Origin of the sequence: Brucella pseudogrignonensis, from assembly GCF_002252525.1 — a bacterium.
GTDB classification, from domain to species: Bacteria; Pseudomonadota; Alphaproteobacteria; order Rhizobiales; family Rhizobiaceae; genus Brucella; species Brucella pseudogrignonensis.
The window spans coordinates 1-21,168 of the sequence record NZ_NNRM01000048.1; the positions used below are offsets into that span (position 1 = coordinate 1).

Genomic DNA, 21,168 nt, shown 5'->3' on the forward strand with positions numbered 1-21,168 from the left:
CCCGGAACTGAATGCTTTCCCGCACGAATACGCCGCTTGACCAGGTGATCATCCGCATCTTCTGCTTCGACGATCAGATCTTCAAGGGTGGATGCGGAAATATCAAGCGCTGCAAAACGTGAGCTCGCAGCAAGAATTCTCGCCTGTGCATCAATCAGCGCGACATGCGTTGTGTCGTCGGCGAGGCCGGAAATAATATCGCCGGGCTTAACATCCTGCCGGTCGACAGACATCAGCAAGGCTTCAATGCCATCGGGCAGGACAATATTCGAAATCTTCAGGCGGGTCAGTTCGGCCCGCATTCCTCCGCCCAGACGAACGGCAACAATCCTGGGCGCGATGTCGGTCTCATCGGTGGAAGCTGTAATCTGTCGGCGCGTCGCGACCGGCAAATCAAGGGCGCCACCGATCAGGTCCTCGATACGATCATGGCCAAAGAGGCTTGCGCCAGCGCCATTTGCCCAAAGCACTGTCGATAAGTCGCGCGTCAGCACGAGCTGCGCGTCGCCCTTGGCAAAGCCTTCGCGGATTTGATCCAGCGCGGCAATATCGATGAAGGGGTATGATCCTGACATACCGGTCCTTTACCTGTTCTTCCGTCCACCCAAAAAACCTCTTAACGACCTGTTAATAAGCCTCTTGCGGGTTTGGGTCCATATTTGCATTCGATATGGACCTTACTTTCTGTTCCATTAGTTAATGCAGGTAAAGCAATTTTATGTGTCGGTGGATAATCCGCGTTTATGCACAACCATGCATAAAACATGGTAACCGGATTGCGTCGAATTTTAACGATTGCGGCTTTCGAGCTAACAAACGGGGAAATCTTCAAAAAAGATCATTATAATCACTTGCAATGTGGTTCGATTCTCCGTATGTGACCCCCTGTCGACGGACACCGAAGCGAGTTCGTTGAGATTTAGGTACGCGGTCGTAGCTCAGTTGGTTAGAGCGCAGGATTGTGGCTCCTGAGGTCGGTGGTTCGAATCCACCCGTCCGTACCATCTAATTTCCAACATATACTGTAGACAGTGCCTGAAACAGAGCAGCATGTTGTGTGACATGCTGAAGTCTCTGTATTTGAGCGGAACGTCGGCATCTTTTTGCAATTTAAAAGAAGCTTCCAGCAAGCCATTGAAATTTCGTGATTCTGGATATCGTTCTTCATGGAATCCCTTAATATTGCCGGGCAATTTTGGCTAGCTTCTTCCCTATGGAACAAAACCACTACCCAATCATTGGGCTATTGTAAGAGCGTCCAGAAAGGGAGGTGTTGTTTCATGAAACAGGTCAGCCCGCGTGAAGCGCGACAGGGTCGTGAGGGCAAACCCGTTCTTGTAATTTTGCTGGTTAGCATAGCTGCAGCTGCAGTTGTCTGGCTGCTTGTTGAGCTTTTCGGTAGCGCAATTGCACCTGAAGTGCCTTCCAATAGTGAAGGCTCGATGCCTCCCGCAAGCACCGAAAGTGTTCCGCCCGCGTCCGGCAACTAATCTTTCAAAACCAATATGAATTGCGGATACATATTGCGTTTCAAGCCGCCGGAACAAAAGCCGAGAATTTCCGTTGAAGGGCATGGATCAATTCTGGGCTGAATTCACACACGATAATATTCTGAGCCTGCCAGTCGTATTGGCAAGAATGCTGCTCGCAACTCTTCTTGGCGCGGTTATCGGTCTTGAAAGAGAATGGCGAAAGCGACCGGCAGGGTTGAAGACCCACATGATGGTCTGTCTCGCATCAGCAACCTTCACAATCGTATCGCTTGAGCTGGTGAATGTGCCGGTTTTCGACGATCAGAACATCCGCATGGACCCTTCGCGTCTTGTAGAAGCGATCACCAGCGGTGTGGCATTTCTTGCGGCTGGCTTTATCATCTTTGCCAAAGGACAGATTACCGGCATTACAACGGGTGCGGGCATGTGGCTTGCTGCAGCTATCGGTCTCGCAAGCGGCCTCGGATTGTGGCACATCGCGATTATGGCAACGGCCATCGCCGTTATCATGCTGATCGCGGTTGGAAAGATGGAAAGATCGGTAAGGCCAGACAGAGGCGACTAGAGCGCATCCCGAAAAATGTATGGCGGTTTTCGGACAAAGATACGCGTTAGAAATTATTCAGAGCGCCGCCGCTGCCGTGGCCAGCTCAGTTGTTATTGGGCTAATGCTTGCTCAATGGTGTCTTTCAGTGCAAGCCGCTGCTTGCGCAGGTTGGTTTCCTCTTCCTGACTGACAGGTGCTATCTTGCTTTCGGCCCGATGAATACGGTCATTGACCGAGTCATATTCCTCCAGAATGCGAGCGAAACGCGGGTCAGCGGCCTTCAGGGCATGAATGGCAACCAACTGACCGGGAAACTCTTCACCAAGCGTGTGAGGGGTGTTTGACATGGTTTTCTCCTTCCTTTGATAAGGGCAGATTGGCAGGTGAAAACCGAAGCCTCATTGATCCCAATCAATAGGGATAAATATCGTTATATGCAGTTTCTGCATAGCTCTTATGCAAAGGCAGCACTTCAAACAGAAGTTGTGAAACACCATCTCAAGGCTGCGGACCAATAAGGTGTCCGTGATGGAGATGAAAATGTTTGTCCGCTTTAATAATCGTTTCGGTCGTGCCTTTGCGCAATTCGGTAGTGCCGTTCGCGCATCTGCTGCCCTGCGTGTTGGCCATCAGCCAATGGCAAAAGACCTTGAGACGCTCGGCATCGACGTGGCTCAGTTCCGTAAGATCCACGACTAAGCTTGTAGTTGTTTATTGAAGTAAAGCCCCGGTTTCCCGGGGCTTTTTGTTTTTTGAGTACATTTCACTCTGGTCGGACTATGCTCTAGTCTTCGTCAGTTGCCATTTGTTTGAGCAATTCGCCCTTGCCGCGCTGGCGCATAATCATTGGCACGACGACTGCCGCGATTGCCAGTGCAATCAGCGTTATCGATACCCATGAATGAACCAGTGTCATCGGGTTTCCCTGGCTGATCTGCAGTGCCTGACGCAGACTTTTCTCTGCCATCGGTCCGAGGATCAGACCCACAACAACCGGTGCAATCGGGTATGAGAAGCGGCGCAGCACATAGCCAAGCAAACCGAAAGCCAGAAGCAGACCCAGTTCAAACGATACCGGAAGACCAAACAGCATTGATGTCGATGCGTTGGCACCAATAGTACCAAGTGTAGCGAAGACCAGAATGCCCGCATAAAGCCAGTGGCGAGGGATGGTGAGCATCTTCACCCAGAGGCCGATCAGCGGCAGGTTTAGCACCAGCAGCATCAGATTGGCGACCAGAAGGCTTGCAACCAGCCCCCAAACCAGCGGTGCATTGGTGACAAAGAGCAATGGTCCCGGCTGCAAGCCGAATTGCTGGAAACCAGCCAGCATGATTGCCGCCGTTGCAGTGGTTGGCAGACCGAGCGTCAGCAGTGGCACGAGAGTACCCGCAGCCGATGCATTGTTGGCGGCTTCCGGACCTGCAACGCCTTCAATGGCGCCTTTACCGAACTCTTCCGGATGTTTGGAGAATTGGCGTTCTGCCGAATAGGACAGAAAGCTTGAAACGTCCGCGCCGCCCGCTGGCATAGCGCCAATCGGAAAGCCGATTGCCGTTCCACGCAGCCATGGCATCCACGAGCGCTTCCAGTCATTCTTGGTCATCCAGACTGAGCCTTTGACGGCGATGACTTCATCGTCGGGGCTAAGCTTTTTGGAAACCACCGCCAAAGTCTCACCAATAGCAAACAGCGCCACCGCAAGTGTGGTAACATTGATGCCATCGAGCAGGTTCGGCGTACCCATGACCAGACGGGCCTGTCCGGTCAGCTGATCAATGCCGATAAGGCCAAGCGTCAGACCGATGAACAGCGAGGTTAGGCCGCGCAATGTGGAATCGCCAAATGCCGCCGAGACGGTCATGAAGGCAAGCAGCATGAGCGCGAAATATTCCGAAGGTCCGAAGGAGAGGGCGAATTTCACCACCCATGGGGCCACGAATGCCAAAGCCAGCGTTGCAATCAGGCCTGCAATGAACGAGCCGATTGCAGCGGTTGCAAGGGCTGGTCCGCCGCGCCCCGCTCGGGCCATTTTATTGCCCTCCAATGCCGTGACGATGGAGGCGCTTTCTCCGGGGGTATTCAGCAAGATCGAGGTGGTCGATCCGCCATACATGCCGCCGTAATAAATACCGGCAAACATGATGAGAGAACCGGCGGGGTCGAGTTTATAGGTAACGGGCAGGAGCAATGCCACTGTAAGTGCTGGGCCGATGCCCGGTAGCACGCCAACAGCCGTACCAAGTGTGACGCCAATCAGCGCGTAAATAAGGTTTGATGGCTCAAGGGCCACCAGTAGTCCGTTGGCGAGCAGAGTGATTGTATCCATGTTCTTTCGCCTTAAACGAATTGTTCAAGCCAGCCTGATGGCAGCGATAGCTGCAGGCCGCGTGCAAAAATGAACCAGATGACGAATGAGAAGACGATGCCGACCGGCACGCTTATCCAGAATTTGCGATAGCCAAATCCGCGCGCCGTTGCTGCAAACAGCAAGCCCGTTGCGATGGAAAAGCCCATGGTTTTCATGGTCAGCATCTGGACAACCAGACCGCCGACAATCCACGCCATAGGTGCAATTTCCTGATGTTCACGTTCGGGAAACTCGCCCTTCAATGCGCTGATTACGGTCCAGATAGACAGGATGAATAGCCCAGCTGCAATGATATAGGGCACGGTTTTAGGCCCAACGGGCGAGTAAGACAGCACATTGTTGCCATAGGCCGTTGACCAGGCAATTGCGATAGCAATTGCAGCAAGGATTAGGGCTATGACAAGAGCTGCGTAGTCTGGCGCCGTTCCAACGGAACGGCGCTCTCCATGCTGTTCAGATCCTGTCATTTGACGAGGCCGATTTCCTTGAGGATGGTTTCAGTGGACGCCACATCTTTCTTGAGCTGCTCTTTAAAAGCATCGCCTGCAAGATAGGTATCGGCCCAGCCCTTGTCGGCCAGTGCCTTCTGCCAGGATTCAGACTTCACCATCTTTTCGATATCCGCATTGACGGCCGCTTCCTGTTCGGCGGTGATGCCCGGAGCGGCGCCGACCATGCGCCAGTTCTGGATCGAAACGTCGACGCCACCTTCCTTGAAGGTTGGAGCGTCGATGCCTTCAACGCGTTCATCGCTGGAAATACCGATAATGCGAAGCGTACCAGCCTTGATCTGTGGGTCGAATTCGCCATAGCCGGAAATGCCGACTGTTACCTGATTGCCAAGAATTGCAGCGAGCGCTTCACCACCACCGGAAAAGGCAATGTAGTTGACTTTTGTTGGGTCAACGCCTGCGGCCTTGGCAAAAAGACCAGCTGTAATGTGGTCCGTACCACCTGCCGAGCCGCCGCCCCAGGAAACGGAGCCCGGATCGGCCTTGAGCTTGGCAACAAGATCGCCGAGGTTCTGAATGTCGGACGATGCCGGAACGACGATGGCTTCATATTCGCCGGTGAGACGGGCGATTGGCGTGATCGCGTCGAGATTGACGGGCGAATTGTTGGTCAGGATCGCACCGACCATGACATAGCCGCCAACGATGAGCTGGCTCGGGTCGCCCTTGTTCTGGTTGACGAACTGAGCCAGGCCAATCGTGCCACCTGCGCCCGGAACGTTAATGACCTGAACGCTGCCGGAAATCTTTTCATCCTGAAGCACGTTCTGCATGGTGCGTGCTGTCTGGTCCCAGCCGCCGCCCGGTGCTGCTGGCGCCAATACCTTGTAATCTTCTGCCGAAGCCGCGCCCGCCATTGCAAGTGCTGCCACCGACGAAATGGCCAGAATCCATTTACGCATAAATCCTCCCTGAATGCACTTTGCGTGCATTTTGTTGCTGTCTTTGCGACAGCCCTCCTCAAAAACCCCTGCTTCCCAAGCAGAGACTCCTGATCTGGAGACTACAGGAGAGAATTACAATATACCAGCAAGCAGCATCGCTTGTTTTTACTTGCAATATCGTATTAGCAAAAAGTCTTATATGGCGATTTTATAAGGCTGAATAAGCGACCCGGCTCGCTTGACGCTTATATCGGCGCGATGTAATACAGTTACGACGGTTCCCCGACCGAGAGTGAAGGGGATTAATAGGGAACACGGTGAGGACGACCCAAAAGGGACCGAGACCGTGGCTGCCCCCGCAACTGTAAGCGGATTGCCGTTCATCCTTGTGATGCCTCAAAGCGTCATGTCACTGAGACTGTTCCAAACAGCTCGGGAAGGCAGATGAACAGCGAATATCTGTGAGCCAGGAGACCTGCCGTCTAACGTAGTCCATTGTCACGGGCGGGGATGCCCGGTGCAGGAGAGTTGGTTATGACAGCTTTAAGCGTCGCAGGACGTTGCCTCCCATCGTCATTCATATCCCCGGATATGTCCGTCTTCTTTACGCGCCGGATCGCTTCCGCCGTTTGATGCGGCTTTTTCTCTTATCATTTCGGGGTTTTAAATGAACTTTATCGGCAAGACGTCGTTTCGCGTTGCCTTCTCAGCAGTTGCTATTCTTACGAGTGGCTTCGCTGCACAAGCTGCTGAAACTCAGTATCCGCTGACGCTGAAAAATTGCGGTCGCGATGTTACGTTCAAACAGGCACCAACCCGCGCTGTGGCCGTTGGTCAGAGCAGTACAGAAATTCTTTACAGCCTCGGTCTTGGCGACAAAGTTGTCGGTACTGCTGTCTGGTTTGGCCCTGTTCTGAAGGGTTTTGAAGAAGTTAATGCAAAGGTCAAGCGCCTTGCGGACAATGACCCAAGCTTTGAAAGTGTGCTGGCGGAAAAGCCTGAAATCGTCACTGCTGATTTTCAGTGGCACGTTGGCCCGATGGGCATCGTCGGCAAGCCTGAACAATTTGAAGAACTGGGTATTCCAACCTACACCTCACCCTCCGATTGTATAGGCAAGGATAATTCCGGCGGCGGCGATGGCGTCCGCACGGCACCTTTCAAGATGGAAATTGTCTATCAGGAAATCACTGAACTTGCCGAGATCTTCAACGTACAGGATCGCGGTGAAAAGCTCGTTGCGGACTTGAAGGCTCGTGAAGCTGCTGCGCGTGAGAAAATTGGCTCTACCAATGGCAAACTTTCTGCGATGGTCTGGTTCTCCAGCACGCAGATCGATGCCGATCCCTATGCTGCCGGTAAATTTGGTGCTCCTGCCTATATCCTTTCCGCGCTTGGCATCAAGAATGTGATCGAGAGCGAAGAAGAGTGGCCAACTGTTGGTTGGGAAACAATCGCGAAATCCAACCCGTCGATGATCGTTGCAGCGAAGCTTGATCGCCGTCGTTATCCTGCCGACGACATTGCTGTGAAGCACCAGTTCCTTGAAAGTGATGCTGTTACCAAGCTGATGCCAGCCGTCTCAGGCGGCCATGTCTTCGATATGGATGCGCAGTCGATGAGCACTTCGCTCCGCGTGATCGAAGGTATTGAAACGCTTGCTGCGGATATTGCCGCTTCGGATCTCAACAAGTGATAGCAAACGCAGCCACTTCTGGCATTCAACTTGGCAAGGGCATGAGCGGCAGATTGCTTTTCGTAGCGCTGGCGCTTGTCCTGCTTCTCGGTGCCTTGTGGCTGGGCGCTGCAATTGGTGAAACTGCGATACCTCTGGACGTGGTGGCGAAAACAATCGCCAACCGCGTCTGGAATGCGGGCTATCCGCTTGAGCCGATAGATGAAGGTATTGTCTGGAGTTATCGTCTCAGTCGTGCGGTGGTTGCCGCATGTTGTGGTGCAGCTCTTGCCCTTTCCGGTGTGGTGCTGCAATCGCTTCTACGTAACTCATTGGCTGACCCTTATATTCTGGGCATTTCCGCAGGTGCGTCCACAGGTGCGGTCAGCGTTGCCATTCTAGGCATTGGCGCTGGTGTTCTGTCGCTTTCGCTGGGTGCGTTCATAGGTGCGATCATAGCATTTCTTCTGGTCTCGCTGCTGGCGCTAAGAGCAGGGCGAGGAAACAGTGCAATCATTCTGGCAGGTATCGCGGGGTCTCAGCTCTTCAACGCATTGACTTCGTTTATCGTGACGAAGGCGGCAAATGCCGAGCAAGCTCGCGGCATCATGTTCTGGCTTCTCGGCAATCTGTCGGGTGTCCGCTGGCCTGACGCGGCACTTGCCTTTCCTGCATGTATCATTGGCCTTGCAATTTGCCTTTGGCACGCACGGGCGCTTGATGCCTTCACCTTCGGCTCTGAATCTGCCGCCTCGCTGGGTATTCCAGTGCGTCGCGTTTACGCGGTTCTGATTGGTGTCAGTGCAATGATGACTGCGGTCATGGTTTCCATTGTTGGCTCAATCGGATTTATCGGTCTGGTTATTCCGCATGCAGCCCGAATGGTCGTCGGTGTTCGCCATGGGCGATTGTTGCCAGCAGCCGCACTGATTGGTGCAATCTTCATGATCCTCGCCGATATCCTGTCACGAATAATCATTCCGGGTCAGGTTCTACCCATCGGGGTAATTACGGCTCTGGTCGGCGCACCGGCCTTTGCGCTCTTGCTCGGGCAGAGGAGGGATCAATCATGATGCTTTCGACGAAAAATGTTGGCTGGTCGGCAGGTGGCGCAGAAATTCTGCGGGATGTTTCGCTTGATGTGAAAGAAGGGGAATTCCTCGGCATTATTGGACCGAATGGGTCCGGTAAAACGAGTTTGCTTTCACTGCTTTCCGGTGTGCGTCGTAGTCGCGCTGGCGAAGTAAAATTGTGCGGAACGCCGATCCATAAGCTTAACCGTCGCGAGATCGCGCGCAAACTTGCGCTTGTCGAGCAGCAGGCAGGCACAACTGATCGCATCACTGCACGGCAAGCCGTTGAACTGGGGCGGACACCCTATCTGGGTGCTTTATCGCCATGGTCTGATGCGGATGATGTCATTGTCGAACGGGCTTTAGCCAATGTGGATATGGCGCATCTGGCCAATCGATATTGGCATACGCTTTCAGGTGGTGAACGTCAGCGCGTGCATATTGCGCGTGCGCTTGCGCAGGAGCCTCAGATTCTGCTTCTGGATGAGCCGACCAATCATCTCGATATTGGCCACCAGATTGGTTTGCTCGATCTTGTCAGGCGTCAAGAGCTAACAGTTGTTGCGGCACTTCATGACCTCAACCATGCGGCGATGTTCTGTGATCGTATCGCGGTGATGAACAAGGGGCAGATTGTGGCGCTGGGTACTCCGCGCGAGGTACTACGGGCCGAATGTATTCGCAGTGTTTTCGGTGTTGAAGTCGACGTCGAATACTATGGAGTACGCGGTTGCCATATTCGCTATCGCGCACCAGGTCATGAACAGCTGCATCTAAAGCAATCAGCATAAGCTAAATTAGAATATTTCCAGCAAAAATGGGAACCGGTTTTGCGTCGGATAATGCGATAAAACAAAGAGACAGAGCGGTTTCAATGATTCAGCGCTAGCAGAAACAACTCTTAATAAAAGTTGTTATTAAAGTAGAGTTACCTAATTTATATAATTTGTTGATGCTTATAAAACGATAATATGTTTCACTTTTTACTTAAGTTTGTCACGCTATTGTGACCCATTTTGTTGACAAACTGTTTCCGTTTCATTGACGGTTTGTTTATATGGGGCATCTCGTGTTTGGATAAGTGCCGTTTCAACCGCTTGAGTTGGGCAGCATCACCTGAATGTACGATGCAGTCATATTGCGAATGTATTGTTATTTCTGGTTCCAGATATGCGGGCCGAATTCGATTCGCATAAGCTATTCGTGAAGAGAAGACGGTTCAGTTTGAATAAAGAAAGAATATTTGCATTCCGCTCTGCTTAGGCAGTTTTAAAGATGGAATGTGAAAAAGGCTGTTTTAATATCAATTATTGTGAGCATTATTCAGCGGCGACTTGGCTTTTTGACAGGTCGCCGCTTTTTTAACTACGGATACTGCGCACCCGTGACGGTCAAGTAGACCGCGTAGAGCGATTTCGTTGCCGCAATGAAAAGCCGGTTGCGACGTGGGCCGCCAAAAGTGACATTTGCAACAGTTTGTGGCGTCTTGATCTTGCCGAGAAGCTGGCCTTCTGGCGAGAAACAATGAACGCCGTCGCCTGCGCTTGTCCAAAGATTGCCGTCCGTGTCGAAGCGAAAGCCATCTGGCAGGCCGTTATCAATCGTGCAGAAAATATTACCACCTGTGACACGCTTGCCGTCATCAACGACATCGAAAACCCGGATATGACGGGGCGCTTTTTCGTCGTGGCTATAGGCGCTGTCGGCAACAAACAGCTTTGTTTCATCGGGCGAAAATGCGAGGCCGTTTGGCTGCACAAAGTCTGTGATGACGGCAGTAAGCTCGCCGCTTTTAGGATCAAGTCGATAGACATTGCGTGTTGGCTGTTCGGGATCAGCTTTATAGCCTTCATAATCTGCCAAAATGCCGTAGGTCGGATCGGTAAACCAAATGGTGCCGTCAGAGCGTACGATAACATCATTTGGTGCGTTGAGCTTCTTGCCCTGATAGCTGTCCGCAAGCACGGTGATGCTACCGTCAACTTCCGTGCGGGTAACACGACGCCCGCCATGCTCACAGGAAACGAGCCGTCCTTCACGGTCGCGCGTATTGCCATTGGCAAAATTCGAAGGCTGGCGGAACACAGAAACACCGCCTTCCGGCACCCAACGCAAAATACGCTGGTTGGGAATGTCGCTCCATAGCAGGCAGTTCAGATCACTAAACCAGACCGGGCCTTCAGCCCAGCGACAATCGCTATAAAGTTCATCAAGACCAGCGCTCGAAACAAACATCTGTCTGAATCGTTCGTCGTGAATTTCGTAAATCGAATGATTTTGGGACAAGGAAATAGCTCCGGGGAATGTTGTTTAACGCTCAGGTCTGCGGCTGCTGGCAAGGAAAATCACCGCAATGATGGTGAGCCCTGTCAGGACCAGACGAACACCGGCACCAAAGCCGTAGGTGTTGAGCATTGAGACTATGAGGAACATGAAGAGTGCGGCACCCCAAATACCAGGGATGTTGGAATCGCCACCTGCTACGGCCGTGCCACCAATGATGACGACTGCAATCGACATCAGCAGATATTCAGCGCCCATATTGAGTGCTGCGCCACCAGAAAAACAGGCAAGCAGGAAGCCGCAGAGCGAAGCCAGAACTGCGCAGAGCAGATAGGTCACGAAGCGTGTGCCATCGACTGGAACACCTGCCATACGTGCTGCAAACGGATTTTGCCCGATGGCTGAAATCCAGCGGCCATAAATGCTTTTCTTGAGAAGCACCCAGCCTAAAACCGACAGGAGCAGGGCCACGATTGCAACATTGGGAATGCCAAAGACAGAGGAGGTGGTGAACTGTGCCAGAACTTCAGGCGGCTTTACGCGCAGACCGCGATTGCTCCAGATGGCGGTCGACTGGATAAGAAAGCTCATCGACAGGGTTGCGATGATTGGCGGGATGCGCAGCAGCTTGATCAGCGCATAATTGCAGATGCCAATACCAAGGCCGATCAGAAGTGCAACCGCAAGCCCTGCCAGCACCATGCTGTCTTGCGAGTCCATCAGCTTCAATGCCAATGTTGCGGCAAGCGTCATGGTTGCAGGAACCGAGAGGTCGATATTGCCGGGACCAAGCGTGATGACGAACATCTGCCCGAGGCCGACAATCACCGAGAACGATGCGAAGGTGAAAGCCGCGTGAGAAAGCCCTGCGGCACCCGCGCCACCCGTAAACAATACGGTGATAATCCAGACCGCAATGGTTGCGATGAACGACCATATCCATGGACGACTTGTGAGAACGGAGACAGCGCTCATTGCTTTTTCTCCCGGCGGTCGAGGCGATTGAGGAAGAGGCGAAGCGCAAGCACGACGATGAGGATTCCTCCCTGCGCGCCAATCTGCCAGTCAGGTGAGATACGCATGAAGGAGAGGAATGAACCCGCAAGGGTTAGTGTCAGCGCTCCGATGACTGCGCCAACGGGAGAAATGCGGCCGCCAACAAATTCACCACCACCAAGTATGACACCGGCAATGGAGAGCAGCGTATAACGCAGCGCGATATTGGCATCTGCCGAGGTGGTCAGCCCCACAAGCGCGATACCGGCAAGCACCGCAAAAAAGGCAGCAAGGGCATAGGTTCCGGCGCGGATTGCGGTGATTGACCAGCCCGCACGCTCAATGGAACGCCCATTGCCACCTGCACCACGCATCAGCACACCGAATGTTGTGCGCATGACGATGAAATGCGTGACAATAGCAATCAGAATGCTTGCAACGATTGCCATCGGCACAAATGGCGGCTTGGTTGTCATAATCCAGCGTGCCCAGTCAGGTGCCTGACCGCCGGGTGAGGGCAGGAGCAGAACTGCCAAGCCACCCCACACGAACGACATTCCGAGTGTGACGACGATAGATGGCAGATTGCGCAGATGGATGATGGCACCCAGTGCTGCATAGGCTGCAATCGCTGCTGCAAGGATCAGAACACCGATCAGGGGCGCCGTGTTGAGATAGGTCGCGGCTACACAGACCACGAAGCTCACGAAGGTTCCCATCGAGAGATCAAGGTCATTGACCGCCATGATAAGCATCTGCGCGATTGTTGCGAGTGCAATCGGTACTGCGAGATTGAACAGCAGGTTAAGGCCGGTATAGCTCATGGCACGCGGCTGCATATAGAAAACAGCGGCCAGCAGTAAAGCGAGCGAGAAAACCGGCGTAAGCAGGCGGAGGGATGAAGCGGAGAGACGCATTATTCGTGTCCTCCCTCAAAGGATGCAGCAAGCACGTTCTTTTCCGTGATTTCGTCGCCGACCAGTTCTGTCACGATTGCACCGTCACGGAAGACATAGACACGATCACATAGTTCGATCTCGTCCATTTCGGTGGAATACCAGACAAAGGTACGGCCATTTTCTGCTTCATGGCGCAGGATTTCATAGACTTCCTGCTTGGTGCCAACATCCACGCCGCGCATGGGATCGTCCATCAGGATGGCGTCGGCAGTGGTGGCAAGGGCGCGGGCAAAAAGAACTTTTTGCTGATTGCCGCCGGAAAGCGAAAGGATGCGATTGTCCATATCGGGTGTGCGGATCTGGATCTTGTCTTTCCATTGTGAGCCGAGCTGATCTTCGCGTGACTGATCGACAAGCTTCAACGATGAAAGGCGATCAAGCGAACCTATGGTGAGATTGTGCAGGATGCTCCAGAGCGGAAACGTGCCGTTAAGGCTGCGATCACCTGCCACGAAGGCGATTTCGCAATTGCGTGCAGGCAACCAGTTTGGCCGACGTGCATAATAAAGATCGAGCAGCATCTTGGTTTGACCGTGACCGGCAAGTCCAGCGAGGCCGATAACTTCGCCCTTGAAAGCCTGAAACGGCTTGCTGTCATGGGGGCGTTTTTTTGCAGAGAGAACAGCTGTGCCCGTTGTGTCGGTTTTTGCTGCGCGGCGTGCCGCTTTTTCACGTTCGACACTGCCCATGGCTTCGACAAGGCTGCGGTTTGTGAAATCGCCTGCTGTGCGATTGGCGACAACCTTACCGTCTTTCATCACGACGATGCGGTCGGATGTTGAGAGGATTTCACCAAGCATATGCGAAATGAGGATCACCGAACCACCTGTGCCGACAAAGCGACGCACATAGGCCATCAGCTGTGCAGCAATGCCTGCATCGAGCGATGAGGTCGGCTCATCGAGAATAACGAGCTTTGGCGGTGTGCCGGGAGCGGTGAAATTGATGGCGATTTCAACCATCTGCCGTTCAGCAATAGACAACTCATCAACGGTTGCCGCGCAATCGATCTTGTGACCGGGGAAAATCTCACTGAGCTTTTTTGCAATGAGATCAACAGCCTTGCCGCGCCAGTTCGCGCCCGTAAGGTCGCGCTGCATGATGCGGACATTTTCGGCAATTGTCAGATTGGGGAAAAGCGACAGCTCCTGAAAGACGCAGCGGATGCCGTGCTTGCGGGCAGTCGCCACGCCATGGCCTGCCTCACCGTGATAGGAGAGGCTGCCTTCATGCGGGGTGAGGCCGCCATTGATGACATTGACGATAGTGGATTTGCCCGCGCCATTATGGCCGACAAGTCCGACACATTCGCCTTCATGGATAACAAGTTCAGCGCCATCCAGTGCCTTAACCGCACCGAACTGCACGCGAATATTGCGTGCGGCGACGACCTCGCCTTTGTCGATTGAATGAGACATGCATCCGAACTGTATTGGAGATAAGGGAGGGGCAGGCATGAGACACGCCCACCCCCTGGGAGAAAAGGTTTACTTCGCTTCTGCGATGACCTTCTGTGCGTCTTCCAGCGAATATTCGACATTCGCAACGCCACCCTTCTGGGTATTGCCGAGATCCTTATCGAGCGATTCCTGGCTGACGCTCAGAAACGGAACAACGAGGTCTTTCTTGACTTCTTTGCCATCAAGAATTTGCTGTGCGACCCAGAAAGCGAGTGTTGAAACGCCCGGCGCGATGGAAACCGACATGGTTTCATAGCCGTTCGCATCTTTCTGCTGCTTCCACCACTGCAGTTCGTCTTCACGGTTGCCCATGATGATGATCGGCGTTTCGCGCTTTGCAGCAGCAAAGGCCTGTGCAGCACCATAACCGTCGCCGCCCTGCGTTACCACGGCGTCAATCTTCGGCAGACTTGGCAGAACACCTGCGACTGCGCGCTGTGCAACATCTGCAGCCCAGTCACCATGCACAGAGCCTACGATTTTGAAGTTCGGATGCTTCTTCACGCCTTCCTGAATACCTGCGTGCATTTCGTCATCAACGGAAACGCCTGCAAGGCCGCGAATTTCAAGCAGATTTCCGCCTTCTGGCAGACGCTTTGCGAGATATTCAACCTGGCCTTCGCCCATGGCCTTGAAGTCAACCGCAATACGCCATGCGCAAGGCTCGGTGACAATGCCGTCGAACGAAACGACTGTGATGCCCGCATCGCAGGCTTCTTTCACTGCGCCGTTAAGAGCGGTTGGCGATGCGGCATTGATAACGATGGCATCATAGCCTTGCAAAATCATGTTCTGGATTTGCGCTGCCTGTTCGGTGGCCTGATTTTCAGCGGTTGTGAAAGCATCTGCTGCAGAAACTGCACCTGCGCTGACGGCTTCCTTCGTCACCTTGTCCCAACTCTGTAGCATGGCCTGACGCCATGAGTTACCGGCGTAATTGTTGGAGAAGGCGATCTTTTTCGATGATGTGTCGGCAAATGCGCTACCGCTTGCCATCAATGTGGCGAGTGCGGCGGATGCCAAAAGAATTTTCCCAAGCTTCATATCATTCCTCCCAGTTACAAATATCCGCCCCGCAGTGCGCAATAACACTTCGGATTGTTCGAATTTGAATGTGGCGCGAAACCTCCCGCACCGCCGCTCCTCAACGGCACCAACTTGCCCGTGACATTTCCTGTTGTCTTGCGGGCAATTTTCTGGTGAAGCGAGGATGAAATAAATGCGTTGCGCTGTGAAGGCTGATCGAAGCAACCATGCTGCGGGTTTGCGCAGCAAAATTGCGGGAACCCGCAAGACGCGCCAGTAGAGAAGCGGCGTATTATAAGAGCAAAGCAATCTGTCTTTGGGAGGAGAGTCGCTTGCTGGAACTAGCACCTGCGCGCCTGCTTGACCGCTATCTGAATATTTCCAGATTGCTGGCAGGCCAGCTCGATTTCGATTCCATCATTCAGGCCGTTGCTGCCGAGATCAATCATATTCTGCCCTATGACCATCTCGATGTCTGTATCAAGATGATCGATGGCAAGTTTCACATTGCCTATGAAAGCGGGATTGAGACAGCATGGAGCCGCAACCCGCCCGCGCTTTTGTCAGGAAGTCCAATCCGCACGCTACTGTCTGGCGAGGTCGCCTATTTGCTGACGGACGACGCGCGCACCGATCCGCGCTTTCATTTTGAGGGTGCGTTTTCGACACCGATCATCGAACATGATCTAAAAGCTCGCCTGCATGTACCGCTGAAAGCGCAGGGAAATATCATTGGCGCGTTGAGCTGTTCGAGTTTGCAAACGGGCAGTTATTCGACGCGTGACGTGGAAAATGCGCAATCGATTGCCGATCTTCTGGCGCCATATTTCTTTGCCATCCGTGCTGCTGAGCAGGCCAAGCGCTCGGCGATTGTGGAGACGGAAGCCCGGGCGCGAGAAGAAGGTTTGCGCTTTGGCGCGCTCAAACTCACCGAGGCTTTGGAGATAGAACGCCATCGTATCGGCATGGATTTGCACGATCAAACCTTGGCCGATCTCACGCGTCTCGCCCGTCATGTGGAGCGGCTGACGCGCGCGCCTGACCTTTCCGGCGAACAGCTTGAGCCGCTGTTCCGCGGTTTGCAGCACTGTATGCAGGATCTTCGTCAAATCATTGAAGAAGCAAAACCTTCCGTGCTTCAGCTGTTTGGCTTTGCGCAGGCAACGGAGAACCATCTTGACCGCTCGATCCGCGAAAGCGGCGCTGCGATTGAATGGTTTCTGGAAGACCAGAGCGACGGCATGACCGACAGGCTTGAAGAGACGGTCGCGACTTCGCTTTTCCGCATTGTGCAGGAAGCAATCAACAATGCGATCCGTCATGCTCTGGCTGGAGAAATCCGCGTTCGTCTCCGCGATAAGGGTGGTCGGCTTCTCGTTGAAGTTATGGATGACGGCATTGGTATGGATCGTCAGGCGCAGCGTATTGGTCATGGCATCGATAATATGCGCACAAGAGCACGGCTCATTTCTGCGAGCTTTGCCATCAGGAAGAACACGGACGGCAGTGGCACATGCGTAACGATCCACCTGCCGCCGGAAATGTATGAACCAATTGGAGGGTAAGATGCAGGTTCTGATCGTGGAGGATGATCCGTTGCATCGCACCTATCTGGGCGAAGCGATCCGCGCAGCACTGCCCGAATGCAGTGATGTGCTGGAAGCGGATAATGGCTCGACCGGTGAAAAGCTGGCCCGAATGCATCGTTCAGCGCATATTGTGATGGACCTGCAGATGAGTGGGCGTAACGGTATTGAAGCCGCACGTACCATCTGGAAGGAAAATCCGGAAACCCGCATTCTGTTCTGGTCGAATTATGCCGATGAAGCCTATGTGCGAGGTGTCTCGCGTATCGTGCCGGAAGGTGCGGCCTATGGCTATGTGCTGAAATCGGCTTCCGACGACAAGCTGCGCTTGGCACTCCGCAGCATTTTTGTCGAAGCACAATGCGTGATCGACCGTGAAGTGCGCGGCTTACAGCAAAAAAGCCTCGGTCACGCCAGCGGGTTCAGTGAAAGCGAATATGAAATTCTGATCGATATAGCACTTGGGCTGACGGATCGTGTCATCGCGCGTCGGCGTAACCTGTCGCTCAGAAGCGTTCAGAACAGATTACAGCAACTCTATGAAAAGCTTGGTGTCTATCAGGAAAAAGGTGAGCCGGAGGAGGGGCGTTTCAACCTCCGTGCTCGTGCTGTGACGGTTGCGCTTTTGCGTAAGCTGTTAAATTACAGCGCGTTGGAGCGCGCCGAAATTGAGCTGAATGACTGGATTAGCCGACAGCCGCCTTCAGGCGACGCTGCTCCAGATCGAGGCCGAGTTCCTTCGCGCGAGCAATGATGGGTAAAAAGCGGCGCTGTTTCTTTTCTGCGTGATTTGAAGCGATGTCTGCAATGCGGTGCTTGAGGAACGGGTTGAGGAAGCGCTCGCGAACGGTAATAACATAGACTTCAGCCTGTTCGCCCAGACCATCAGCGGCAAAAACCGGCAGAACTTCTTCACGCCAAAGCGATTCAAGTTCATTGCGAATCGTTTGATCGTTCATTGCTTCCAGCACGATTTCGTCCTTCGGACGATTACCGTTCAGCCATTGCTCCGCAATGAAAGTGTGACCGAGATTAAGCAGATAGAGCTTTAGACGCTCATAAAGCGCAAGATTGTCCGTCACGACGATGTCGGGATGCGTGCAGGGAAGCGTGAGTCCGTCTGTCTGTTCAATGGCCCAGATCGCATAGGGTTCGGCAATTGCACCGACCGGATCGATCGGTTCTGATACGATGCGATCAACGAGGCTGTTGGCAAAAACACAATTGCTTTCAATCCATTGGGCGAAAGCTTTCGGCAGGCTCCAGCTTTCTGCGAGACCAAGCACGATCGAGCGCAGCTTGTCGCCATTGCGCGAGATCAGCTCGCACGGGAAAATCGACAGCGGCGCATCTGGATTGATCTGCCAGCGATGATGCAGCAGCACAAGCAGTTTGGCGGGAAAGCTTTTAGGAAGGCGGTCGGTTTCGCTCAGCAGGGAAACATCGTCAGCAGCATCCAGCTCAAAACCTTTGTCGCCAGTATTGGACAGTATCACCTGAACCTGTGCGCTCAGGGCGCGTATGACTTGCCAGTCGGTGTGAGCGGAATAGGCGGCACTCACGCTTTTTGCCTGATGTTTTTCATCAACGGGCTTGCCGTCACGCAATCCGCGAATAATGACCGGATAGCCTTCTCCACTGTTCAACGCTGCGATGCGGCGTGCGCTTTCAGGGTTGGATGTGGTCTGAACAATGGCAATTGTGCCGATCGCGTCACCTTTATTCAGTGCTTCCGAAATGAAGAAATCCGCATGTCCGAGCAGAAAACGGCTCGTTCCAAACTGTAGAATCGATGGCTGCGCGGTCATGTATTCCTCCCTTGAATTGTTCTGAAATAGCTATGCCAGTGGGTAAAATTGGTCAAGCCACTCTTTAAAAGTCATCTAAAACAAGGTGCGACAAAACTGACGAATTAGCCAATATGTAATAATAACAATAGAATAGGCCGTATTGCACTTTTTGCGGCTTCAAAATATGGTAAGGCCAATTTGGGAGAGAGCATGAGCGAGCATATTGGCTCCGTGGAACCACGGAGGCTTTACCAACAGATTGCCGACCGGGTCAGACTGCTGATCCGCGAAGGCCATTTTCCGGCCGGAAGCAGGCTTCCCGCCGAGCGCGAACTTGCGCATCAGCTGGGCGTGTCGCGCCCTTCCTTACGTGAAGCACTGATTGCGCTTGAAATTGCAGGCAATGTCGAAATCCGCATGGGATCTGGCATTTATGTTGCAGCTGAGGAAACACGGCTCCCAGCACAAGGCGGTTCGATTGGCGAAAGCCCGCTCGAAATCATGCAGGCGCGCTCGCTGATCGAAGGCAGTGCCGTCATCATGGCTTGCAGCCAGATCAACACGGAAGCGCTGGAACGCCTGCGCGGCAATCTCGATGCGATGCGGCTGCAGATTGAAGCGGAACGCAAGCCGATTGAACTGGATCGCCAGTTTCATCTGATCATTGCCGAGCAATCGGGCAATTCGGTTGTTGCCCGTATCGTGCGTGATTTGTTTGACGAGCGGCATAGCCCGCTGACCGCGCAAATGCGTACCCGATATGAAAATGCCGAAACATGGACATATGCTTTGGCAGAGCATGAGAAGATTTATGCTGCACTGGAGGCGAGGGATCCGCTTCTGGCGCAGGCAGCGATGCGAACGCATCTGGATACATCAAAGCAGCGATGGATGGAGAACGAGCCCAGATAGTTGGGCTCATATTTAACGCTGTTGCGATCTTGGGAGTGAGGTCAGAAAAATGAACGATAAGGCTGTTTCGGCTGTGACGCCGGTAATCCTTTTGCATCCGTCCGATGACGTGGCGGTTGCGCGTATTTCGGTTCGCGCAGGCGATCCTATCGGACTTGGTGACATTATCGCGCGAGATCTGATCGGGCGCGGTCACAAGGTGGCTCTGCGCGATATCGCGGCCGGTAAAGAAGTCCATAAATATGGGCAGGTGATTGGTGTTGCCATTCAGGATATTGCGGTGGGTGAGCATGTGCATCTGCACAATCTCGCAATGCTGCCATCCGAGCATGAACATCAGTTTTCGGTCGATATTGAAGAACGCGGTATGCTGCCGGAAGCGGAGCGCCGCCAGTTCATGGGCTATGATCGCGGTTTCGGTGGCGTCGGTACACGCAACTATATCGGTGTCATTTCATCGGTAAACTGCTCTGCTACCGTGTCTCGCTACATTGCGGATTACTTCAACCGCATGGGTGGTCTGGATGGTTTTGAAAACGTCGATGGCGTGGTGGCACTCACGCATGGCAGCGGCTGTGCGCTGAACACCAAGTCGGAAGGTTATCGTCTGCTGACCCGCACCATTCAAGGCTATGCTAAGCACCCGAATTTCGGTGGCATTCTGCTGATCGGCCTTGGCTGCGAAACCAACCAGATCGCGCCGATCATGGAACATTATCGCATGGAAGAGGGTTCACGCCTGCGCACCATGACGATCCAGCAGCATGGCGGTACGCGCAAGACAATCGATCATGCGATTGCCGAGATCAAGGAAATGCTGCCGCTGGTGAATTCCGCCAAGCGCACACCACAGCCTTTGTCGAAGCTCAAGGTGGCACTCGAATGCGGTGGTTCTGACGGCTATTCCGGTATTTCAGCAAACCCGGCTCTGGGCTATGCATCCGATCTTATCGTGCGCAATGGCGGAACGACCGTTCTTTCGGAAACGCCGGAAATTTATGGCGCGGAACATCTTCTGACACGCCGCGCAATCACGCCTGCTGTTGCGGAAAAGCTGCTTCAGCGCATCGATTGGTGGCGCGATTATACGGCCCGCAACGGCGACGAGCTGAACAACAATCCATCGCATGGAAACAAGCTCGGTGGCCTGACCACTATTCTTGAAAAGTCGCTGGGTGCTGTTGCCAAGGGCGGCTCCATGCCGCTCAAGGCTGTCTATGAATTTGCTGAAACCGTAACCGAACAGGGTTTCACTTTCATGGATACGCCGGGCTACGACCCGGTTGCCGTGACGGGACAGGTGGCGGGTGGTTGTAACGTGATCTGCTTCACTACAGGACGCGGATCAGTGTCGGGCTTCAAGCCTGCGCCCTGCATCAAGATCGCGACCAATTCCGAAATGTATGAACACATGAAGGAAGACATGGACTTCAATTGCGGTGGCATCGTCACCGGCGATGAAACCATTGAAGAGTCTGGCACGCGTATTTTCGAGCACATTATCGCGGTGGCTTCCGGTGAGCAGACGCTGAGTGAAATCTACGACTATGGCGATAACGAATTCGTACCGTGGCAGGTCGGCGCCGTAACCTGATCTGCCT

General features: G+C 53.5%; 20 protein-coding genes, 1 tRNA gene, 1 pseudogene and 1 riboswitch. Of the genes and pseudogenes, 11 read left to right on the forward strand and 11 right to left on the reverse strand.

Translation table 11 applies throughout. The annotated features are described in order from the left end of the window. Positions 1-575: pseudogene (locus CEV34_RS23345) on the reverse strand (PAS domain-containing sensor histidine kinase); the annotation flags it as partial. A 352-nt stretch (positions 576-927) separates the two neighbouring features. On the opposite strand from CEV34_RS23345, the gene CEV34_RS23350 reads away from it, so the two are divergent. The 3 genes from CEV34_RS23350 (at position 928) to CEV34_RS23360 (ending at position 2,058) form a co-directional block, all read left to right on the forward strand. Then, positions 928-1,004 (forward strand) — tRNA-His (locus CEV34_RS23350). A gap of 276 nt (positions 1,005-1,280) precedes the next feature. Further along, on the forward strand, positions 1,281-1,490 hold the full coding sequence (locus CEV34_RS23355) for a hypothetical protein (RefSeq protein ID WP_007879657.1): 210 nt from the start codon (positions 1,281-1,283) through the stop codon (positions 1,488-1,490). A gap of 82 nt (positions 1,491-1,572) precedes the next feature. Further along, on the forward strand, positions 1,573-2,058 hold the full coding sequence (locus CEV34_RS23360) for an MgtC/SapB family protein (protein ID WP_094544704.1): 486 nt from the start codon (positions 1,573-1,575) through the stop codon (positions 2,056-2,058). A gap of 92 nt (positions 2,059-2,150) precedes the next feature. Here the strand turns inward: CEV34_RS23360 and CEV34_RS23365 are convergent, their stop codons facing one another. After that, positions 2,151-2,387, reverse strand: coding sequence for a YdcH family protein (locus CEV34_RS23365; RefSeq protein WP_007879653.1), 237 nt, complete (start codon positions 2,385-2,387; stop codon positions 2,151-2,153). A gap of 193 nt (positions 2,388-2,580) precedes the next feature. Here CEV34_RS23365 and CEV34_RS27175 point away from each other — a divergent pair, with 193 nt between their 5' ends. Then, entirely contained in the window at positions 2,581-2,739 is a 159-nt protein-coding gene (locus CEV34_RS27175; RefSeq protein ID WP_171379497.1) for a hypothetical protein, read from the forward strand. Positions 2,740-2,824: 85 nt separating this feature from the next. On the opposite strand, the gene CEV34_RS23375 is transcribed toward CEV34_RS27175, so the two are convergent. From CEV34_RS23375 to CEV34_RS23385, 3 genes are read right to left on the reverse strand one after another with little or no spacing between them, the layout of a single operon-like run. Next, on the reverse strand, positions 2,825-4,369 hold the full coding sequence (locus CEV34_RS23375; RefSeq protein ID WP_007879650.1) for a tripartite tricarboxylate transporter permease: 1,545 nt from the start codon (positions 4,367-4,369) through the stop codon (positions 2,825-2,827). Positions 4,370-4,380: 11 nt separating this feature from the next. After that, positions 4,381-4,878, reverse strand: coding sequence for a tripartite tricarboxylate transporter TctB family protein (locus CEV34_RS23380; RefSeq protein WP_007879647.1), 498 nt, complete (start codon positions 4,876-4,878; stop codon positions 4,381-4,383). Then, a complete protein-coding gene (locus tag CEV34_RS23385; RefSeq protein ID WP_007879642.1) occupies positions 4,875-5,825 on the reverse strand; it encodes a Bug family tripartite tricarboxylate transporter substrate binding protein in 951 nt (316 codons plus the stop codon). The genes CEV34_RS23380 and CEV34_RS23385 overlap by 4 nt, the downstream gene beginning before the upstream one ends. A 240-nt stretch (positions 5,826-6,065) precedes the next feature. Further along, positions 6,066-6,304: riboswitch (cobalamin riboswitch) on the forward strand. A 170-nt stretch (positions 6,305-6,474) separates the two neighbouring features. Between CEV34_RS23385 and CEV34_RS23390 the strand changes: the two genes are divergently transcribed. Genes CEV34_RS23390 through CEV34_RS23400 form a run of 3 tightly spaced genes read left to right on the forward strand, consistent with a single transcriptional unit; the run spans position 6,475 to position 9,346 of the window. Continuing rightward, positions 6,475-7,503, forward strand: a complete 1,029-nt coding sequence (locus tag CEV34_RS23390; RefSeq protein WP_007879638.1) for an ABC transporter substrate-binding protein — start codon at positions 6,475-6,477, stop codon at positions 7,501-7,503. Between the two features lie 41 nt (positions 7,504-7,544). Beyond that, entirely contained in the window at positions 7,545-8,555 is a 1,011-nt protein-coding gene (locus CEV34_RS23395; RefSeq protein ID WP_039860886.1) for a FecCD family ABC transporter permease, read from the forward strand. Next, a complete protein-coding gene (locus CEV34_RS23400) occupies positions 8,552-9,346 on the forward strand; it encodes an ABC transporter ATP-binding protein (RefSeq protein ID WP_007879632.1) in 795 nt (264 codons plus the stop codon). Before CEV34_RS23395 ends, CEV34_RS23400 begins: the two co-directional genes overlap by 4 nt. Before the next feature lie 574 nt (positions 9,347-9,920). Here CEV34_RS23400 and CEV34_RS23405 read toward each other — a convergent pair. From CEV34_RS23405 to CEV34_RS23425, 5 genes are all read right to left on the reverse strand, one after another. Then, entirely contained in the window at positions 9,921-10,790 is an 870-nt protein-coding gene (locus tag CEV34_RS23405) for an SMP-30/gluconolactonase/LRE family protein (RefSeq protein WP_094544705.1), read from the reverse strand. Between the two features lie 75 nt (positions 10,791-10,865). After that, entirely contained in the window at positions 10,866-11,813 is a 948-nt protein-coding gene (locus CEV34_RS23410) for an ABC transporter permease (RefSeq protein ID WP_007879630.1), read from the reverse strand. Next, positions 11,810-12,751 carry an ABC transporter permease gene (locus tag CEV34_RS23415; RefSeq protein ID WP_007879629.1) on the reverse strand — a complete coding sequence of 314 codons (942 nt, stop codon included), beginning with the start codon at positions 12,749-12,751 and terminating at the stop codon, positions 11,810-11,812. Before CEV34_RS23415 ends, CEV34_RS23410 begins: the two co-directional genes overlap by 4 nt. Next, complete coding sequence (locus tag CEV34_RS23420; RefSeq protein ID WP_007879628.1) at positions 12,751-14,211, reverse strand: sugar ABC transporter ATP-binding protein; 1,461 nt, start codon at positions 14,209-14,211, stop codon at positions 12,751-12,753. Before CEV34_RS23420 ends, CEV34_RS23415 begins: the two co-directional genes overlap by 1 nt. A gap of 69 nt (positions 14,212-14,280) precedes the next feature. After that, positions 14,281-15,297: an ABC transporter substrate-binding protein gene (locus CEV34_RS23425; RefSeq protein ID WP_007879627.1), complete on the reverse strand. Its 1,017-nt coding sequence runs from the start codon at positions 15,295-15,297 to the stop codon at positions 14,281-14,283. A 314-nt stretch (positions 15,298-15,611) separates the two neighbouring features. Here CEV34_RS23425 and CEV34_RS23430 point away from each other — a divergent pair, with 314 nt between their 5' ends. After that, entirely contained in the window at positions 15,612-16,844 is a 1,233-nt protein-coding gene (locus CEV34_RS23430) for a GAF domain-containing sensor histidine kinase (RefSeq protein WP_007879625.1), read from the forward strand. Position 16,845: 1 nt separating this feature from the next. Further along, a complete protein-coding gene (locus tag CEV34_RS23435; protein ID WP_007879622.1) occupies positions 16,846-17,619 on the forward strand; it encodes a response regulator transcription factor in 774 nt (257 codons plus the stop codon). Here the strand turns inward: CEV34_RS23435 and CEV34_RS23440 are convergent. Beyond that, positions 17,552-18,673 (reverse strand): mannitol dehydrogenase family protein, encoded by a 1,122-nt coding sequence (locus CEV34_RS23440; RefSeq protein ID WP_007879620.1) that lies wholly within the window; start codon positions 18,671-18,673, stop codon positions 17,552-17,554. The genes CEV34_RS23435 and CEV34_RS23440 overlap by 68 nt on opposite strands. A 192-nt stretch (positions 18,674-18,865) precedes the next feature. Between CEV34_RS23440 and CEV34_RS23445 the strand changes: the two genes are divergently transcribed. Next, positions 18,866-19,567, forward strand: a complete 702-nt coding sequence (locus CEV34_RS23445) for a FadR/GntR family transcriptional regulator (protein WP_007879618.1) — start codon at positions 18,866-18,868, stop codon at positions 19,565-19,567. Between the two features lie 49 nt (positions 19,568-19,616). Continuing rightward, complete coding sequence (locus CEV34_RS23450) at positions 19,617-21,161, forward strand: UxaA family hydrolase (protein ID WP_007879617.1); 1,545 nt, start codon at positions 19,617-19,619, stop codon at positions 21,159-21,161. Positions 21,162-21,168: the final 7 nt, after the last annotated feature.

What these genes read in the sequence shown, in the direction of transcription:
- CEV34_RS23355 (WP_007879657.1), top strand. Translation starts at nt 1,281, where the DNA reads ATGAAACAGGTCAGCCCGCGTGAAGCGCGACAGGGTCGTGAGGGCAAA.
- CEV34_RS23360 (WP_094544704.1), top strand. Translation starts at nt 1,573, where the DNA reads ATGGATCAATTCTGGGCTGAATTCACACACGATAATATTCTGAGCCTG.
- CEV34_RS23365 (WP_007879653.1), bottom strand. Translation starts at nt 2,387, where the DNA reads ATGTCAAACACCCCTCACACGCTTGGTGAAGAGTTTCCCGGTCAGTTG.
- CEV34_RS27175 (WP_171379497.1), top strand. Translation starts at nt 2,581, where the DNA reads ATGTTTGTCCGCTTTAATAATCGTTTCGGTCGTGCCTTTGCGCAATTC.
- CEV34_RS23375 (WP_007879650.1), bottom strand. Translation starts at nt 4,369, where the DNA reads ATGGATACAATCACTCTGCTCGCCAACGGACTACTGGTGGCCCTTGAG.
- CEV34_RS23380 (WP_007879647.1), bottom strand. Translation starts at nt 4,878, where the DNA reads ATGACAGGATCTGAACAGCATGGAGAGCGCCGTTCCGTTGGAACGGCG.
- CEV34_RS23385 (WP_007879642.1), bottom strand. Translation starts at nt 5,825, where the DNA reads ATGCGTAAATGGATTCTGGCCATTTCGTCGGTGGCAGCACTTGCAATG.
- CEV34_RS23390 (WP_007879638.1), top strand. Translation starts at nt 6,475, where the DNA reads ATGAACTTTATCGGCAAGACGTCGTTTCGCGTTGCCTTCTCAGCAGTT.
- CEV34_RS23395 (WP_039860886.1), top strand. Translation starts at nt 7,545, where the DNA reads ATGAGCGGCAGATTGCTTTTCGTAGCGCTGGCGCTTGTCCTGCTTCTC.
- CEV34_RS23400 (WP_007879632.1), top strand. Translation starts at nt 8,552, where the DNA reads ATGATGCTTTCGACGAAAAATGTTGGCTGGTCGGCAGGTGGCGCAGAA.
- CEV34_RS23405 (WP_094544705.1), bottom strand. Translation starts at nt 10,790, where the DNA reads ATGTTTGTTTCGAGCGCTGGTCTTGATGAACTTTATAGCGATTGTCGC.
- CEV34_RS23410 (WP_007879630.1), bottom strand. Translation starts at nt 11,813, where the DNA reads ATGAGCGCTGTCTCCGTTCTCACAAGTCGTCCATGGATATGGTCGTTC.
- CEV34_RS23415 (WP_007879629.1), bottom strand. Translation starts at nt 12,751, where the DNA reads ATGCGTCTCTCCGCTTCATCCCTCCGCCTGCTTACGCCGGTTTTCTCG.
- CEV34_RS23420 (WP_007879628.1), bottom strand. Translation starts at nt 14,211, where the DNA reads ATGTCTCATTCAATCGACAAAGGCGAGGTCGTCGCCGCACGCAATATT.
- CEV34_RS23425 (WP_007879627.1), bottom strand. Translation starts at nt 15,297, where the DNA reads ATGAAGCTTGGGAAAATTCTTTTGGCATCCGCCGCACTCGCCACATTG.
- CEV34_RS23435 (WP_007879622.1), top strand. Translation starts at nt 16,846, where the DNA reads ATGCAGGTTCTGATCGTGGAGGATGATCCGTTGCATCGCACCTATCTG.
- CEV34_RS23440 (WP_007879620.1), bottom strand. Translation starts at nt 18,673, where the DNA reads ATGACCGCGCAGCCATCGATTCTACAGTTTGGAACGAGCCGTTTTCTG.
- CEV34_RS23445 (WP_007879618.1), top strand. Translation starts at nt 18,866, where the DNA reads ATGAGCGAGCATATTGGCTCCGTGGAACCACGGAGGCTTTACCAACAG.
- CEV34_RS23450 (WP_007879617.1), top strand. Translation starts at nt 19,617, where the DNA reads ATGAACGATAAGGCTGTTTCGGCTGTGACGCCGGTAATCCTTTTGCAT.